Consider the following 15,784-nt stretch of genomic DNA (forward strand, 5'->3'; position numbering starts at 1 on the left):
TTAAATCATCAAGAGTAAAATATATGAAAACCAATCACTCTTTAAAAGTTTTATCTGTCGCCATGTTAGCTGGTACTTTGGCTTTATCTGGCTGTTCAACCCTAAAAAGTATCGTTGGCAAAAAAGACAATAAAATCACCATCAGTGCCGAACAATCTGAACTTAGCTATTATGAGCAAGCCCAAGCCGCCCTAGAAAAAGGCAATTACCACGAAGCAATTAAGACGCTTGGCGATGCTCGCACTTTTTATCCCACAGGCACGCACGCTCAGCAAGCACTGCTTGATCTAATCTATGCACAATATCAAGCTGGTGACTATGAAGCGGTCAGTAACAGTACGGCAGAATTTCTTCGTCTATATCCGACCAGCCGACACTTAGATTATGTGCTGTACGTCCAAGGTGTCACTCATATGGGCGGTTCACCAAAAGCATCTCGCTTATTTAAGCTTGATCAGTCGCAGCGTGATGTATCATGGCTACAACTTGCTTTTAATAATTTTCAAGTATTGGTTAATAACTTTCCAAACAGCAACTATGCTCCTGATGCTGCTCAGCGTATGATAGCAATCTATAATGATCTTGCCGAGCATGAAATGGTGGCGGCACGTTGGTATGTGAAACGTGATGCTTATGTGGCAGCAGTAAACCGTGCTAAATGGGTTTTTCAGTATTATCCCCAATCTGAAAGCACCCCTGAAGCAATCGCTGTGTTGGCTTATAGCTATGATAAACTTGGCATGACTACAACCGCAGAACAGTATAAGACGCTATTACAAATCAACTACCCAAGCTATCTAAATGCCGATGGCTCTGTCAAATTACCAAACCAAAAATCAACATCATTTACCAAGCGTCTCCTTAATACCGTGACTTTACACAAGTTTGACAAAAAAGCAGACACACAAGGCGTAGTTAGCTCATATAATGGTCAAACTCGCAATCAGGTTATTCATCAAGCAGGTGGACTACCACCACTACCAAGTCAGCCAGCAGAAATGGATGATAGCAAAGAGCATATGAGTATGCCTATCCAAGAAAAGCGTAGGCATATTGGTCTAAGTCTGCCAGATCAGCAATAATGCCATAAAAAGACCGATCGTTGGTCGGTCTTTTTATTGAATGTATCGCTATGCAGATTTCTGAATCCGTCATTGAGCAGCTCAACAGTCATGCCGATCTTGTCGGCATGATTAGAAAGCACACCGCCTTAAAGCCAGCTGGTAGAGAGCTTAAAGGCTGCTGCCCTTTTCATGGCGAAAAAACCCCTTCTTTTTTTGTAAATCCCCAAACCAATCTGTATTACTGCTTTGGGTGCGGTGCTAAAGGCAATCCAATTACCTTTTTAAGAGAATTGGAACGCATGACTTTTATCGAAGCGGTTAAGCATTTATCCGACCAAACAGGCATCGAACTTCCAAAGGATGATGAGTTTGCCAAAAAAATCAGCTACAAAAAGTCTGCCAAATCTAAACCTGTATTTCAATCATCTGCTAAGCCATCTATTAATCCACCAAATCAGCATTTAAACTCACAATCAACAACTGCACAGTCAAATAATATACAAAATAATAACAACGTCATTACAAATGAACCATTTGATACTATTTTTACTGACGAAGATAAAATATCTGATGGTGCTTTTATCATTAATCAAGTCGAAGATGAACAAGGCGACTTATACACCCTACTGGCAAATGTCTGTCGTTATTATCAATCTCAGCTGTGGAATACACCATTTGCGTTATCCTATTTTCAAAATCGTGGGCTAACACAAGAAACTATCCATACCTTTGAGCTTGGTTTTGCACCGCATGGTTGGCAAGTGCTAACCCAAGCATTCGCCCAAGATCTAGAAGGTCTAAAAATTTTAGGACTGGTTCGCCAATCTCAAAAGACGGGAGAATATTACGATTTTTTTCGTGAACGAGTGATATTTCCTATTAAGGATAGACAAGGACGAGTAGTCGGCTTTGCGGGGCGTTCATTGGGTGACGACATGCCAAAATACATCAATTCATCTGAGTCACCCGTCTTTCAAAAACAGCATATCTTATATGGGCTTTATGAAGCTCGCCAAGCCAAGGCAAATGATTTTTTGATGGTCGAAGGCTACATGGATGTAATCGCATTGCACCAAGCAGGAATTTATGGAGCGGTCGCACCGATGGGTACAGCAGCTAATGAACGCCAAATCGCCCAGCTTCTTAAATATAACGACGTGCTGACCTTATGTTTTGATGGTGATAACGCAGGTCAAAGAGCAGCTTGGCGAACACTCGAAGTAGCAGCTCCAGTACTGCCTGATGGCAAGCAGTTAAAATTTCTCACCCTGCCTAATCAGCATGATCCAGACACTTTTATTAAGCAACATGGTGCTGCTGCGATGGTAGAGCAGATTGCTCATGCGTCTAATCTATCAGATTACGTCTTTGGTGTCCTAGCACGTCGTTATGATTTAAAGCTGCCTGAAAATAAAGCTGCCGCTATGGCAGAGCTTAAGGAGCTTGCTGCTAAACTGCCCAAAGGTTCTAGCTTTAGATGGTGGCTTAATAACGACATTTACCAAAAATTAAGCGGCAAAAATCTCCAAAAAACGCAGCTGCTTGATCAAGCAAACTACGACACGAATGTCAATCATAATATTCAGCTGTATTTGTGCTTATTATACGCTCCACAAATTTTACTGACAGACCCACTAAGCGATATTTTAACGCAATCAGGTGCAGTCGATGTACATGCTGATTTTATTGATAAGTTAGAACAGCAGGAACTACATCTACCAGAGTTACCGACTTGGAAGAGTATCGGCGATGAAGCCTTATCTTTGTTTGTTTCTACCATTAAAGAGTTGATAACACTAAGTCAAAGCATGGACTTGGCAGGGTTTGATTTAACCGATACAGACCCAAAGAATCGAGCTTACTTTATTATTGCAAGCTTGCCAAACCCATCTTTACAAGACATGCTCGCCAGTCAGTGGCAAGATTTTTATCAGCAAATCAGTCAGCAAAGCGTCAATATCCAATTTTTATTCCAAGAGCTTCTTAGTCAAGCACTGCAAGAAACCTTGCAAAAACAACACAAAAATAGCAAAAATCTCATTTTATCAGAAATTCATAAACGCCGATTGCAAGCGGTAATTCATTGGGATAAGCATAATAAATCTAAGCTTGCAAAACTGTTGGATACTTAGCTATCTTTTAAGACCGCTCGCTGATAGGCTTCTCGGCTTTCACAGCGTTCTTGCCATTCTTTGATGCTTTGTGACTGCATAGGTAGGCTGCTTGAGTTTTGCATGGCACTGATGGCAAAATGCACTTGGATATCTGCCGCACTAAACACATCACCTGAGACATAGTCTTGATTTTGTAAGGTCTGATCAAGCAGTGATAGGCTATTTGTGATATTATCGTTTAGATAAAGCTTTTCTATTTTTTGCTGAATTTGCTTGGTGATAGGACGCACAAAAAATGGCGATTGCGTGGTAATTTTATCAAACACAAGTCGCATGACAAGGTTTGGCATAAGCGACCCTTCGGTAAAATGCAACCAAAAGCAAAATTGCTCCCACGTCTGATCATCGCTAGGTTTTAGTTTGTGAGTTTTATCATAATGGCGAAGTAAATATTCTATGATAAATCCAGATTCTATCAGCGTCTTTTCACCATCGGTTAAAATGGGAGCTTTACCCATAAAGTGGGTTTTTTGCATCGCTTTTGGTGCAAGATAAGACTTGGTACGAGTATGCTTGACCAACGTATATGGTAAACCTAACTCTTCTAGCAACCAAAGAATCCGAAAAGATCGTGAGTTATTTAAGTGGTGTAAAGTAATCATTATTTATCGCCATTAAAACCAAGCATACACTTAGGTTAAGTGAGTTTATGTATCATCGCTGACTGTGGTGTCTAAGCTATCGCCACTTTCATCGATGATATCGGCAGTCTCCTCATCATCTTCATGCTCCACGCACGCCACACCGACTAACACCTCATCATCAGCGATACGAATCAGACGCACACCTTGGGCAGTACGCCCTGTGCTTGCAATTTGGGCAACTGGTGTACGCACCAATGTACCTTTATCTGAGATTAAGATAACATCTTCTTCATCGGTAACTGCAATCGCTTTAACCAGCTGACCATTACGTTCAGATGTCTTAATGGCGATATTGCCTTGTGAGCCACGATTGCTACGCAATGTAAATTCACTAATCGGCGTACGTTTACCAAAACCATTCTCGCAAGCACATAATATCTGCTTATCGCTGTCGGCTGTACATACCACCAGTGATACCACCCGACTGACTGCAAATGTACTACCCTCATCATCGCCGTCTACTTCGTCTGTCACATCGTCTTCTTCAAGATGGGTGTTAGCCAGTAGATTAACTCTCATGCCACGCACACCAGCAGACACACGTCCCATTGCTCTTACGACAGATTCTTTAAAGCGAATCGCCTTACCTTCATTGCTAAACAGCATGATTTCTTGGGAGCCATCAGTAATTGCCACACCTACAAGGCTATCACCTTCTGCTAGATTGATTGCTTTTAAGCCATTTGAGCGTAAGTTCGCAAACTGACTTAATGCCACACGCTTTACCGTACCGCTTGCCGTCGCAAAAAATACAAACTTATCATCATCTTGTAGAGTCTCCACTGGCAAGATTGCCGTCACACTTTCATCATGCTCTAGGTTAATCAGATTGACAAGCGGTCTGCCTTTAGAGCCACGAGATGCGATTGGCACCTCAAAGCCACGCAGCCCAAAAACACGACCTGTATTGGTAAAGCACATGATGGTGGCATGCGTACTGGTGACAAGCAAATGCTCGATAACATCGTCAGCTTTCATGGCTGTGGCGTTACGACCTTTACCGCCACGCTTTTGGGCATGGTATTCACTGATTGGCTGAGTTTTGGCATAGCCTGTGGCAGATACTGTCAAAACGACAGTCTGCTCAGGAATGAGATCTTCACGACTAAAATCGCTGCGACTGTCTACGATATCAGTCTTACGTTCATCGCCAAACTGATCTCGGATTTCGGTAAGTTCATCTTTAATGACTGCCATCAGACGATCAAAGTCATTTAAGATTAATTGCAGACGCACAATTTCCGCTAAGATTTCTTGATATTCCTTAGATAGCTTGTCTTGCTCAAGTCCTGTCAAGCGGTGCAACTGCATATCTAAGATGGCATTAACTTGATCAAAAGATAGGCGGTATTTGGTGTTATTTTCAATCAAACCAAACGGAGCATTTAGGTCTTCGCCTTCAATAATTTCTGGACGAATAGATACAGCCCCTGCCGCCTCAAGCATTGCCACCACACCGCCAGACTGCCATACTCGCCCAAGCAAATTCTCACGAGCCACCGCTCGGTTCTCTGACTGCTTAATGGTGGTGATAATCTCATCGATATTTGCAAGAGCAATCGTTAGACCCTCTAACAGATGTCCACGTGCTTTAGCTTTATTAAGCTCAAAAATAGTACGACGAGTTACCACTTCTTGGCGATGTCGGATAAATGTTGAGATAAGATCTCTTAGAGTCATTAAGCGTGGCTGTCCATTATCAAGAGCAACCATGTTAATGCTAAAGCTAGACTCAAGCGGCGTGTTAATGAACAAATTATTAGCAATGACCTCACTGTTTTCTCCACGCTTAAGGTCAATAACGACACGCATTCCTTCTTTGTCCGATTCATCACGGATAGCACTGATGCCTTCTAGCTTTTTATCGTTTACAAGTGCAGCGATTTGCTCGATTAATTTGGCTTTATTGACCTGATAGGGAATTTCAGTAAATACAATGCGTTCACGATCTTTATTATTTCCATCCATAGATTCAATGTGGTATTTACCACGGATGTGCAGTCGTCCTTTTCCTGTGCGATAAGCATCGATGATGCCACTGCGTCCATAAATCGTACCGCCTGTTGGAAAATCAGGTCCCAAGATATAGCCCATTAGCTCATCGCCCGTTAGATGTGGGTTATCAGCATAAGCAAGACAAGCATTCACCACTTCAGTTAGGTTATGCGGTGCCATGTTTGTTGCCATACCCACCGCAATCCCTGTCGCTCCATTAATCAAAAGATTAGGCACACGAGCAGGTAATACAGATGGCATACGCTCTGAGCCATCATAGTTATCTTCCCAATCTACGGTATCTTTATCAAGATCGCCAAGCATTTGATGAGTAAGCTTTTGCATACGCACTTCGGTATAACGCATGGCAGCTGGTGGATCACCATCCACCGAACCAAAATTACCCTGCCCATCGATCATCATATAACGCATACTAAAAGGCTGTGCCAAACGCACAATCGCATCATACACCGCAGTATCGCCATGTGGGTGGTATTTACCGATGACATCGCCTACAACACGAGCAGACTTTTTGTAAGGTTTGTTATAGTCATTTGATAACTCGTACATTGCATACATGACACGGCGGTGTACTGGCTTTAGACCGTCTCGCACATCAGGTAAGGCACGAGAGACGATTACGCTCATAGCATAGTCAAGATAGGACTGCTTTAGCTCATCAACAATACCAACGGGGGTGACGCTATCGGTGGTAGACATGAGATATCCTTTTTATTTTTTGTTGTGTAAACGTTAAATATTATAGCATAGATGGTGAAATTTTTGGAGAAATAAAGCTTAAAAATACAGAGCTATTAACGTCAATAAAACACCTAAAATCCAAAACAGTCTAAGCTACTGTGATAGATTCTCAGTCATCGCCACCATGCGCTCATGTGTGATAATCTGCACTGCTTTTTTGTGCTTTTGGGTGTGACTTTGGTAAGCGATTAAAGAAATGGCGACAGCGACATGGCGTGGTGTGAGTGGTTGATGTTGCACCCTTAAAGCTAAACGTAAAACGTTTTTTACTATATTAATTGATGTATCGCTGATATTTTTGATAGAAAAACCAATCTTATCAAGCGTTAATTGACTTAGACGAAATAAGTATAAATTGTCAAACCCAAGTCGTTTAAGCTCGTTTTCCACCACAGATTTTATGGCGATATCATCATGACGTGTGGATTTATCCGCCCCTTTTTTTGATAGATAAAAAAACCGCTGCACGCCTTTGTCTTTGCACGCTTTGGCAAAAGCGACATTATAGCCCACATTTACTTGACGAAACTCATCTAAGCTTGCTGCATTAGCTTTGGTTAATCCAAGGCAGCTAAAGGCATCGGTATCGTTGCCGATGGCTATGGCTTGTACAGTATCAGCAAGCACACCAAAATCCTTCACAGAATAGATGTGCATATTTTCACTCATCAAGCGCGGCTGAGTGCGTGTGATAACGATGACCGTCTCATACAGTGCCGACAGTTCATGCACCAATGCCTGCCCTACACGCCCAGACGCACCGATAACAATGGCTTTTCGCTTCATGAACACCCTTGATTAATAAAACTGACTTATTTTAGCATACCTAAGAGAAAAATTTAACGCCCTACTTGTCAAATACCTTAAAAATGCGTAAAATAGCCTATCCTCAAGAACGCATCTATTGAGAACACCTTAATTTTTTGGTACAATAGACGTTTTAGTGTTGAGCAACGTGTCTATTGGCATTTGCCAAATTGATAATTCGCTGGCTGCTAGAATTATCCGCTCAATACCGCTTATTTTATTTCATTTTTAAGGATACACTTATGGCAAACTCAGCCCAAGCTCGTAAACGTGCTCGTCAAAACGTAAAACGTCGCACGCAAAATGCTTCTCAACGCTCAATGGTTCGTACTTATATCAAGCGTGTTACCGCAGCCATCGAAGCAAAATCATATGAATTAGCTACCGAAGCTTATCAAAAAGCAGTTCCTGTTATTGATCGTATGGCAGACAAAGGCATTATCCATAAGAATAAAGCTGCTCGTCATAAGAGCCGCCTAAATAAAGCAGTTAGAGCTCTAAAAGACGCTTAATTTTCTGCCTTTAATAAAAAAAACCTTAATTTAATGTTAAGGTTTTTTTATGGTTTAGATAATAGCTTTAGCTTAGCTAGACGTATCATTATCGTTGTTTACGCTAAATATCACCCCATCTGCCAAGCGATACGCCACTAAGCTGCCACCCCAAACAAAGCCGCCATCAAGTGCTCGTACTCGTGGCGTGGCTATTTTAGCTTGCAATGCCGCCCAATGCCCAAAATAAATCCGTCTTTTTCTTGGCACTTCCCATTCAAACCATGGGCGAAAGTCACTTGGCATCTCATCATCAAGCGACTGCTTAAAAGAAAACTCAAGCATTCCATCTGCTGTACAAAGTCGCATTCGGGTTAGATAATTGGCGATGGCTCTTAGTCTTTTTTTACCTCGAATATCATCGCTCCATACGTCAATTTTTTTATTATAGAGCTTTTTAAGCACACGATCGACTTTGTTTAAGTTACCGCTGAGTTTTTTTTGGAGTTTTTTGGCGTATTTTTCGGCTTGATCTATACTCCAGTTTGGCGGGATACCAGCATGAGTTATGACGCTTTTATCATCTGGATATAGCAAAAACGGCTGTTTGCGTAACCATTCTAGCAATTCATCACAATCTTGTGCCAAAAAAATCTTAGAAGTACGATCTTTAGGATTGATGGGTAAAATATGTCGCCATGTAGCGATAAGCGTAATGTCATGATTGCCAAGCACAGTGGATAATGCACCTACATCAGCTAGTGCTTTTACCTTACGCAGTGTGGCAAGCGAATCCTCACCTCGTGCCACAATATCACCTGTTAGCCAAAGCTTATCTTGCGTTTCATCAAACTCAATCTTATCCAAAAGATTACAAAACGCCGCATAACAGCCTTGTAAATCACCGATAATATACTCATGGCGATAGCTTATATTATCATTCATCAGCCACCCCCTGTTCATTACGCTTAGCCAAACTAATGTCTGCTAAATGCACAAAATCTGCTACGCTTAATGTCTCTGGACGAGCTTGGGGGTTAATACCTGCCTGCTCAAAATCAGTATCATCTAGCACAGGTAGTAGACTATTACTCTTAAAAATTGCTCTTAATGTCTTACGTCTGTGGTTAAAAGTCTCACGAACAATAAGAGCAAATAAGGACTCATCTTTAGCTTTGATGGGTTTTTCGTGAAAAGGCGTCAGTCTAAAAACCGCACTCGTTACCTTAGGTGGCGGATTAAACGCTCCTTTTGGCACAGTTAATAAATACTCTGTATTACAATAATACTGCATAATAACTGACAATCTGCCGTACGTCTTCGTATTAGGCGAAGCAGTAATGCGATCAACAACTTCTTTTTGGAGCATAAAATGCATATCAGTAATGACATCGCTAAAGTCAAGTAAACGAAATAAAATGGGCGTAGAAATATTATAAGGCAAATTCCCCACCACGCGAAACGACCCTTTGCCTATTTGCTCAGCAAGCTGTCGGTAATCAATATGCATGGCATTATCATTGATGATGGTAAAATCATTATGGCTGTTTGCACCGATATTAATCTTTAACTGACCTGCTAAATCACGGTCAAGCTCTACCACTGTCATACCATAAACTTCAGCCAGTAGTGGCTCGGTTAATGCCCCCAGACCAGGACCAATCTCTAGTAAATTATCGTCTTTTTGGAGATGAATGCTATCAACGATTTGGCGTATCACACTTGTATCATGTAAAAAATTTTGCCCAAAGCGTTTTCTTGGGGCGTGTTTTGCGTCTTGGGGTGTCTTTGGAATGATAGACATTGTTATTTTTCTCAAATAAAGTGAATGTAACTTGAATGATTTGCCAGCTAAGCTAAGTTTGGCTATTTTATCAGATATGCCCGCCTAACGTATGCGAATATAAAATTAAACTTGCGATCAATATTAGCATAGCACCGCCTACAATCATTGCACTACGTCCAAACATCGCCAAGCGATTGCCTAAGTACAGCCCAATGGTCGCCATAATGGTTGTGGCAATACCAATAAGCAATGCTGCAAGCCAAATATTGACTACTATAAAAGCAAGCGACACACCAACAATCATCGAATCAATGCTGGTAGCTACCGCTGTTAAAATAAGCAGAACTGGACTACTGGTTTTATTGTTTAAGTTGCCATCAATGTTATCTGTGCCATCGCTTTTCATGCCTTCATAGACAAACCTTAGCCCCAAAAATGTCAGCAAGACAAAAGCAATCCAATGATCAAGGCGTGCTATCCACTCGCTAGAGCTTGCAAGTTTGGCAATTAACCAGCCGATAACTGGAGTGATACCTTCTACCACGCCAAACACAAGCCCCATCTTTAAAGCCTTAGTAAATCTTCGGTTGCTAACCACTGTGCCTTTGGCGATGGCGACAGCGAACGCATCCATCGACATACCGAACGCTAAGATGACTAAAGGAATAAAGTTCATTATCGGCTACTAACGCTGCTAGCATTCATTCTTTAATTTACGCAAAGCAGTAAACACGCTGATACTATCTGTCTTTTTAAGCTCTATTTTGTCTTGTAGGCGGGTAATAAGCTCCTCATCGTCAGTCTGTAAGAATACATTGATTTGGTATTCATGCGACAGCAGTGTTGGTAGTGAGATTTGTCCCTGTTTAAGCTTTGATAGAGTATCGGCCAGTGCTTGTTCAATAGCAGGCTTAGCTTTATCGCTACATACCATAAGCCCAAAGCGTAAGTTATCTGCAGTGTATTCGTGTGCTGGGTAAAATAACGTATCTTTTGGTAAACTTTTAAAGCGTGCTAAGCTGTCGTGTAGCTGCTGCATCGTGCCTGTAAACACCCTGCCACAACCCCCGCTAAATAAGGTATCAGCACAAAATACATGGGTCTTATCACCTACGCAAAGTAGATAAGATAAGTGCGTATCGGTATGACCTGGCGTATGCCAAACATTAAAGCTAAGGTCGTCTATAACGACAGTATCGCCCTCATTTACATAGTCGGCATTCACGCCATGCTCGGCATGAGAAAAAGTCTGCACACTTGGATAAACCTGCTGCAACTCTTTAACACCGCCTGTATGATCATCATGATGATGGGTGATGAGTATGGCAATAAGATTAAGACGATGATCTTTTAGATATTTTAGTACTGGAGCAGCCTCGCCTGGATCGACGATGATTGCTTGATTGCCTTTAACAATCGCCCAAATGTAATTATCATCAAGTGCTTTAATAGCATCAATACGCATGACAGTCCTTAAATTAGCCGTGTTGTTTTTCAAAATCATTCATAAAATCTACTAATGCCAAAACTTGATCTAATGTGACGGCATTATAGATACTAGCACGCATACCCCCCACCGCACGATGACCTTTTAGGCTTAGCAATCCAGCTTTCTTACTTTCTTCTAAAAACAGCTTATCTAACTTACTATCTGCTAAGAAAAATGGCACATTCATGATAGAGCGGTGCTGTGGATTGACATCATTACGATAAAAGTCGCTATCATCAATCGCTTGATAAAGTGCTTGGGCTTTTTGGCGGTTGAGTTTGTTGATGGCTTCTACGCCGCCTTGTTCAAGCAGCCACTCAAAAACCAGCCCTGACAGATACCACGCATATGTGGCAGGCGTGTTTAGCATAGAATCACTATCAAGCTGATTTTGATAATTCATCACCGCAGGACACCATGGACTTGCCTTGCCTAATAAGTCCTTGCGTACGATGACAATGGTTATGCCTGCAGGACCAATGTTTTTTTGAGCACCTGCATAAATCATGCCAAAGTCATTCACGTTGATTGGTTCAGATAAGATACAAGATGAAAAGTCCGCTACAATCGGAGCGTCTACTTTTGGTGTATCAAATATTTGCACGCCATGAATCGTTTCGTTTGGACAGTAATGAAAGTAGTCTGCCTTATCACTAAGTTGCCATGTATCTATGCTTGGTACGTCCTTGCCATCACCCTTGGCAACGACATTCACCTGACCCAAGCCAAGAGCTTCGTAACGCAAAGCTTCTTTGATGGCTTTATTTGACCATGTACCAGTATCCAAATAATCTACCACGCCACCGCCTAGATTTAACGGAATGGCAGAAAATTGTAAAGAAGCACCGCCTTGTAAGAACAATACAGCATAATCATCACTGATACCCATAAGCTTACGCAAATTGGCTTCAGCTTTTTGTGCTATCTCAATATAATCAGCACTTCGATGGCTAATCTCCATCACACTTGCTCCAAGCCCCTGCCAGTCTAACAGTTCAGCTTGGGCACGTTCAAGCACAGCGGTCGGCATACTTGCAGGACCTGCACAAAAATTTGCAAAACGATTCATAATATATCCTTAAGCTCAAAAGTTTATTACATAGCTCTATTTTATCACAGACCTTCATACTCGGTAAAATTAGTTTCAGACTTGTTAAAGTTAGATTGTCAGTACACAGCTTTTAATCAGCCCAGCACACTTTCCCACACTGTACATACATAAGTTCGTAAGCATTGCCATGTATCATCGTGGACGATCATTTTTTGTTCAAGTAAGGCAAGCTCGTGGGTTTTTTGGCGTAGTTTCAGATAGGCTTGCGTCAAGCGATCGCATTGCTCAGGCGTCCAGATACCCGTCTTACTAATCTCTTTAAAAATTCGTACATTATCAGGATAGATGGCAAGATTAGGGTATTTATGAGCGTAGCCTAGCACCATAAATTGTGCCAAAAACTCAATATCTACAAGTCCGCCAAAGTCTTGTTTTAGATGAAATTCATGAGATTTTTGACTTCCTAAATGCGACTGCATTTTTTGACGCATGTCATTGACATCTTGCTTAACTTGGGCGATATCTCGCTTGGTAGTCAGCACCCTAATGCGACTGCTATCAAACTGAGCCAACACCGCTTTATCACCACAAATCCCCCTTGCCCGCACCAATGCCTGATGCTCCCACGCCCATGCTTTTTCGTTTTGGTAAATATCAAAAGCATGCGTGGATACGATCATCACCCCTGCATTGCCCGATGGCCGAAGTCGCATATCAAGCTCGTAAGCTCTTCCATCAAGCGTCTGAGTGGTCAGATAGGTAATAACTTTTTGAACAAGTCTAGAAGCAAACTTCATGCCGCTAATTACCCTAGCACCATCTGTATCAGCTCGCTCATCAATGGCATGCAAAAACACCACATCCAAATCGGACGCATAGCTCATCTCAAGCCCTCCAAGCTTGCCATAGCCGATAATCGCAAAGCCACAAGATTCAGCTGTCGCAAGCGTGCCATCGGTCAGTCTTGGAGAGCCATGCTTACTAACCAGTTCATCAAAAGCACGGTACAACGCAGACTCAAGCACTACCTCAGCGATAAAAGTTAAGCTGTCTGACACTTTCATAATATGCCGAAGCCCTAAAATATCCGCCGTTGCAACTGCTAAAACTTGCGTTTTTTTAAAGGTACGGATGGCGTTTAGATAGTTCTCATCATCAAAAGGTTCAACCCTAAGTAAATGCTGTCGCAAAATATCGGTTAGTTCTGCTTTATTTGGCAAGTGTAAATAGCGTTTTTGTAAAAAGTTATCTAATAAAACAGGGTGTAGTGCCAACTCTTTAGCAACCCAAGGGCTTGCTGATAGCATTGGGATTAAGCTGATGGTAGCATTTGGATTTTCAGCAATCATCACAAGATAAATAGAACGCCGACAGATCGCCTCTAAGATAGCAATCAAACGCGGTACAGATAGATTGGCACGATCTACCCCATCATTCTTTGCGTGCAGCAGTAAAGCATACAGTAGCACAGGATAGGCAGTTTCAAGTCTAGATTTTGGTTCGTGATCTAAGCTTGTCACAAGTTTAGATTGCCAAAACTCATCTAAGCTGCGTTTACTCTCATCGGTGAGATAAGTATCGAGCTGCTGCTTAATGTCGTGTGCTTGAGCAAGTTCTTGTTTTGGGCTTTGGCGATCAGTTACCATGCGACTAAATGGCTCAATCACTGTCGCACGGTGCATATTTAGCGTATCATAAAATGACGCTACATCATTAAAGTCTAAAGTCTTAGCGATGGCAACAAGCTCGGTCTCATCGCTTGGTAATCGCTGTGTTTGCTTATCGTGGCGTGCTTGAATGGCGTGCTCAAGCCTGCGTAAGAATCGATACGCACCGCTTAGATTCTCGCCATCTTTGGCGGTTAAGTAGCCTAGCTCGGTCAGTCGCTCGATGGCAGTCAAACATGTTAAGTTACCGCTTAACTGCACATGATGACCACCATAAATCAAGCAAAACGCCTGCACGATAAACTCAATGTCACGAATACCGCCACTACCAAGCTTGATATTATCTAAATCTTGACGCTGCATTTGCTGACTTACTATCATCGTCTTCATCTCACGCAAAGCAGAAAATGCTGTATAATCAATATAGTAGCGATAAACGAAGTTTTTGGCGATGGTCATTAATCGCTCGTTAAACTCATCAGATATGGCGTTTACTGTTCTACCCTTTAGCCAAGCGAATCTCTCCCACGTTCGCCCATGTTGGTTAAAATAATTACGCAAGCCTCCTAAATTCATCACTAAGGGTGAGCCATCGCCCCATGGACGCAGTCGCATATCTACTCGGAACACAAAACCATCGGCAGTGATTTCATCAAGTAACCTAATCACAGCACGACCTAAGTGCAGCATAAATTTATGATTTTCAATGACTTTTTTGCCACTTTGACTGATGTCTGTTTCACCATCGCCTAAATGCACAAAAACCAGATCAATATCGCTTGATAGATTTAGCTCCATCGCTCCAAGCTTACCCATCGCAATAATGGCAAATTCATCTTGGCGTTTTTTACCATCTACCTTGGTCATCGGCACACCAAAGCGATTGACAAGATTGGCATAAGCATACGCTTTGGTAAAATTAATGCACGCATTGGCAAAGGCGGATAACTCATAGGTCAGCTGCTCAAGTGCGATCGCTTGTAAGGCATCTTGCCATATCCACTTTAGCATAAGTAAGTTTCGCAAGTTTCGCAAGCCTTGCATGACTTGGCTTTCATCAATATTTATCAGATTATCATCGGCAGACACACCCACAAACTCACGTACCATGATGTCAAATTCATCATCTGTTATGGGCTTATTAAAAGGATTTTTTGCCAAAAATGCTTGGGCTTGGGTGCGTTTTTTATTAAAAATAGACAGTGCAAAAGGACTGGCGACAGCAAGCTTATCTAATTTGTGTGCAGCTGGAGTGAACATAGGTCTTTCCTAGAAAAGTTCATGATGATACATTAGGGTGTATCCTTGTATCTGTTATTTAAGTTATTTAAGCTAAGCGTGATGTTTATCATATAAAATCACCACGACAGCTTTTTTTGGTTTATCCATAAAATATATCGTGAATATAAAGCATGCCCTAATTTTACACCAATTTTTAGGTTATAATAAGCAAATTTAACATCAAATCTACCATGAAAAAATTACTCCTTATCACTTCTGCCCCTTATGCACGCACGCATAAAGACGGTTTAAGCTTCGCTAAATCCGCCTTACAAGACAACCAAGCCGTCAGCATATTTTTTTATGGTGATGGTGCAATGGTTGCAAACCGTTTGGCGTGGCAAAGTAGCGATGTTATTAATATCACTACTGAATGGGCAAGCTTAGCCAGCCAAGCTAATCTAAAATTATCTGTTTGTGTAAGCACCGCTCTTGCTCGTGGCGTATGCGACAGTGATAACGCCAAACGCCATCATTTAACAGGCGATAACCTGCACCCTGCATTTACTCTGGTGGGCTTATCAGAGCTTGCATTAAGCCTTGATGATGACACCGAATTATTACAGTTTTGAG

13 protein-coding genes are annotated in these 15,784 nt (G+C 41.8%); 4 read left to right on the plus strand and 9 right to left on the minus strand.

Features of this window, described 5'->3' with window-relative positions; all coding sequences use genetic code 11:
- The first annotated feature begins 23 nt into the window (after nt 1-23).
- Together LU293_RS00340 and dnaG are read left to right on the plus strand one after the other, a co-directional pair.
- The gene (locus LU293_RS00340; RefSeq protein ID WP_242747843.1) at nt 24-1,082 is read left to right on the plus strand and encodes an outer membrane protein assembly factor BamD; all 1,059 of its coding nucleotides are present in this window, start codon (nt 24-26) and stop codon (nt 1,080-1,082) included.
- A 50-nt stretch (nt 1,083-1,132) separates the two neighbouring features.
- Nucleotides 1,133-3,196 (plus strand): DNA primase, encoded by a 2,064-nt coding sequence (gene dnaG / locus LU293_RS00345; protein ID WP_242747845.1) that lies wholly within the window; start codon nt 1,133-1,135, stop codon nt 3,194-3,196.
- Here dnaG and LU293_RS00350 read toward each other — a convergent pair.
- From LU293_RS00350 to LU293_RS00360, 3 genes are all read right to left on the minus strand, one after another.
- The gene (locus LU293_RS00350) at nt 3,193-3,840 is read right to left on the minus strand and encodes a glutathione S-transferase (protein ID WP_242747847.1); all 648 of its coding nucleotides are present in this window, start codon (nt 3,838-3,840) and stop codon (nt 3,193-3,195) included. The genes dnaG and LU293_RS00350 overlap by 4 nt on opposite strands.
- Nucleotides 3,841-3,885: 45 nt before the next feature.
- Nucleotides 3,886-6,597: a DNA gyrase subunit A gene (gene gyrA, locus LU293_RS00355; protein WP_242747849.1), complete on the minus strand. Its 2,712-nt coding sequence runs from the start codon at nt 6,595-6,597 to the stop codon at nt 3,886-3,888.
- Nucleotides 6,598-6,732: 135 nt separating this feature from the next.
- A complete protein-coding gene (locus LU293_RS00360; RefSeq protein WP_242747851.1) occupies nt 6,733-7,425 on the minus strand; it encodes an NAD-dependent epimerase/dehydratase family protein in 693 nt (230 codons plus the stop codon).
- 263 nt (nt 7,426-7,688) lie between these two features.
- On the opposite strand from LU293_RS00360, the gene rpsT reads away from it, so the two are divergent.
- Nucleotides 7,689-7,958, plus strand: a complete 270-nt coding sequence (gene rpsT, locus LU293_RS00365) for a 30S ribosomal protein S20 (RefSeq protein ID WP_242747853.1) — start codon at nt 7,689-7,691, stop codon at nt 7,956-7,958.
- A 72-nt stretch (nt 7,959-8,030) separates the two neighbouring features.
- Here rpsT and LU293_RS00370 read toward each other — a convergent pair whose 3' ends face one another.
- The 6 genes from LU293_RS00370 to glnE form a co-directional block, all read right to left on the minus strand.
- Nucleotides 8,031-8,882 carry a symmetrical bis(5'-nucleosyl)-tetraphosphatase gene (locus LU293_RS00370; RefSeq protein WP_242747855.1) on the minus strand — a complete coding sequence of 284 codons (852 nt, stop codon included), beginning with the start codon at nt 8,880-8,882 and terminating at the stop codon, nt 8,031-8,033.
- A complete protein-coding gene (gene rsmA / locus LU293_RS00375) occupies nt 8,875-9,741 on the minus strand; it encodes a 16S rRNA (adenine(1518)-N(6)/adenine(1519)-N(6))-dimethyltransferase RsmA (protein WP_242747857.1) in 867 nt (288 codons plus the stop codon). Before rsmA ends, LU293_RS00370 begins: the two co-directional genes overlap by 8 nt.
- Before the next feature lie 70 nt (nt 9,742-9,811).
- Complete coding sequence (locus LU293_RS00380) at nt 9,812-10,399, minus strand: manganese efflux pump MntP (RefSeq protein ID WP_242747860.1); 588 nt, start codon at nt 10,397-10,399, stop codon at nt 9,812-9,814.
- 18 nt (nt 10,400-10,417) lie between these two features.
- Nucleotides 10,418-11,188 carry a hydroxyacylglutathione hydrolase gene (gloB, locus tag LU293_RS00385; protein ID WP_242747862.1) on the minus strand — a complete coding sequence of 257 codons (771 nt, stop codon included), beginning with the start codon at nt 11,186-11,188 and terminating at the stop codon, nt 10,418-10,420.
- 13 nt (nt 11,189-11,201) lie between these two features.
- Entirely contained in the window at nt 11,202-12,281 is a 1,080-nt protein-coding gene (gene serC, locus LU293_RS00390) for a 3-phosphoserine/phosphohydroxythreonine transaminase (protein ID WP_242747864.1), read from the minus strand.
- Between the two features lie 116 nt (nt 12,282-12,397).
- Nucleotides 12,398-15,190 carry a bifunctional [glutamate--ammonia ligase]-adenylyl-L-tyrosine phosphorylase/[glutamate--ammonia-ligase] adenylyltransferase gene (gene glnE, locus LU293_RS00395; RefSeq protein WP_242747866.1) on the minus strand — a complete coding sequence of 931 codons (2,793 nt, stop codon included), beginning with the start codon at nt 15,188-15,190 and terminating at the stop codon, nt 12,398-12,400.
- Nucleotides 15,191-15,402: 212 nt separating this feature from the next.
- Here glnE and tusD point away from each other — a divergent pair, with 212 nt between their 5' ends.
- Entirely contained in the window at nt 15,403-15,783 is a 381-nt protein-coding gene (gene tusD / locus LU293_RS00400) for a sulfurtransferase complex subunit TusD (protein ID WP_242747868.1), read from the plus strand.
- Nucleotide 15,784 lies beyond the last annotated feature (1 nt).

Source organism: Moraxella nasovis, from assembly GCF_022701215.1.
GTDB lineage: Bacteria > Pseudomonadota > Gammaproteobacteria > Pseudomonadales > Moraxellaceae > Moraxella > Moraxella nasovis.

Excerpts from the sequence above, each read along its gene's own strand:
- gloB (WP_242747862.1), bottom strand. The coding sequence starts at position 11,188 with ATGCGTATTGATGCTATTAAAGCACTTGATGATAATTACATTTGGGCG.
- LU293_RS00370 (WP_242747855.1), bottom strand. The coding sequence starts at position 8,882 with ATGAATGATAATATAAGCTATCGCCATGAGTATATTATCGGTGATTTA.
- serC (WP_242747864.1), bottom strand. The coding sequence starts at position 12,281 with ATGAATCGTTTTGCAAATTTTTGTGCAGGTCCTGCAAGTATGCCGACC.
- tusD (WP_242747868.1), top strand. The coding sequence starts at position 15,403 with ATGAAAAAATTACTCCTTATCACTTCTGCCCCTTATGCACGCACGCAT.
- rsmA (WP_242747857.1), bottom strand. The coding sequence starts at position 9,741 with ATGTCTATCATTCCAAAGACACCCCAAGACGCAAAACACGCCCCAAGA.
- glnE (WP_242747866.1), bottom strand. The coding sequence starts at position 15,190 with ATGTTCACTCCAGCTGCACACAAATTAGATAAGCTTGCTGTCGCCAGT.
- LU293_RS00360 (WP_242747851.1), bottom strand. The coding sequence starts at position 7,425 with ATGAAGCGAAAAGCCATTGTTATCGGTGCGTCTGGGCGTGTAGGGCAG.
- gyrA (WP_242747849.1), bottom strand. The coding sequence starts at position 6,597 with ATGTCTACCACCGATAGCGTCACCCCCGTTGGTATTGTTGATGAGCTA.
- LU293_RS00340 (WP_242747843.1), top strand. The coding sequence starts at position 24 with ATGAAAACCAATCACTCTTTAAAAGTTTTATCTGTCGCCATGTTAGCT.
- dnaG (WP_242747845.1), top strand. The coding sequence starts at position 1,133 with ATGCAGATTTCTGAATCCGTCATTGAGCAGCTCAACAGTCATGCCGAT.
- rpsT (WP_242747853.1), top strand. The coding sequence starts at position 7,689 with ATGGCAAACTCAGCCCAAGCTCGTAAACGTGCTCGTCAAAACGTAAAA.
- LU293_RS00380 (WP_242747860.1), bottom strand. The coding sequence starts at position 10,399 with ATGAACTTTATTCCTTTAGTCATCTTAGCGTTCGGTATGTCGATGGAT.
- LU293_RS00350 (WP_242747847.1), bottom strand. The coding sequence starts at position 3,840 with ATGATTACTTTACACCACTTAAATAACTCACGATCTTTTCGGATTCTT.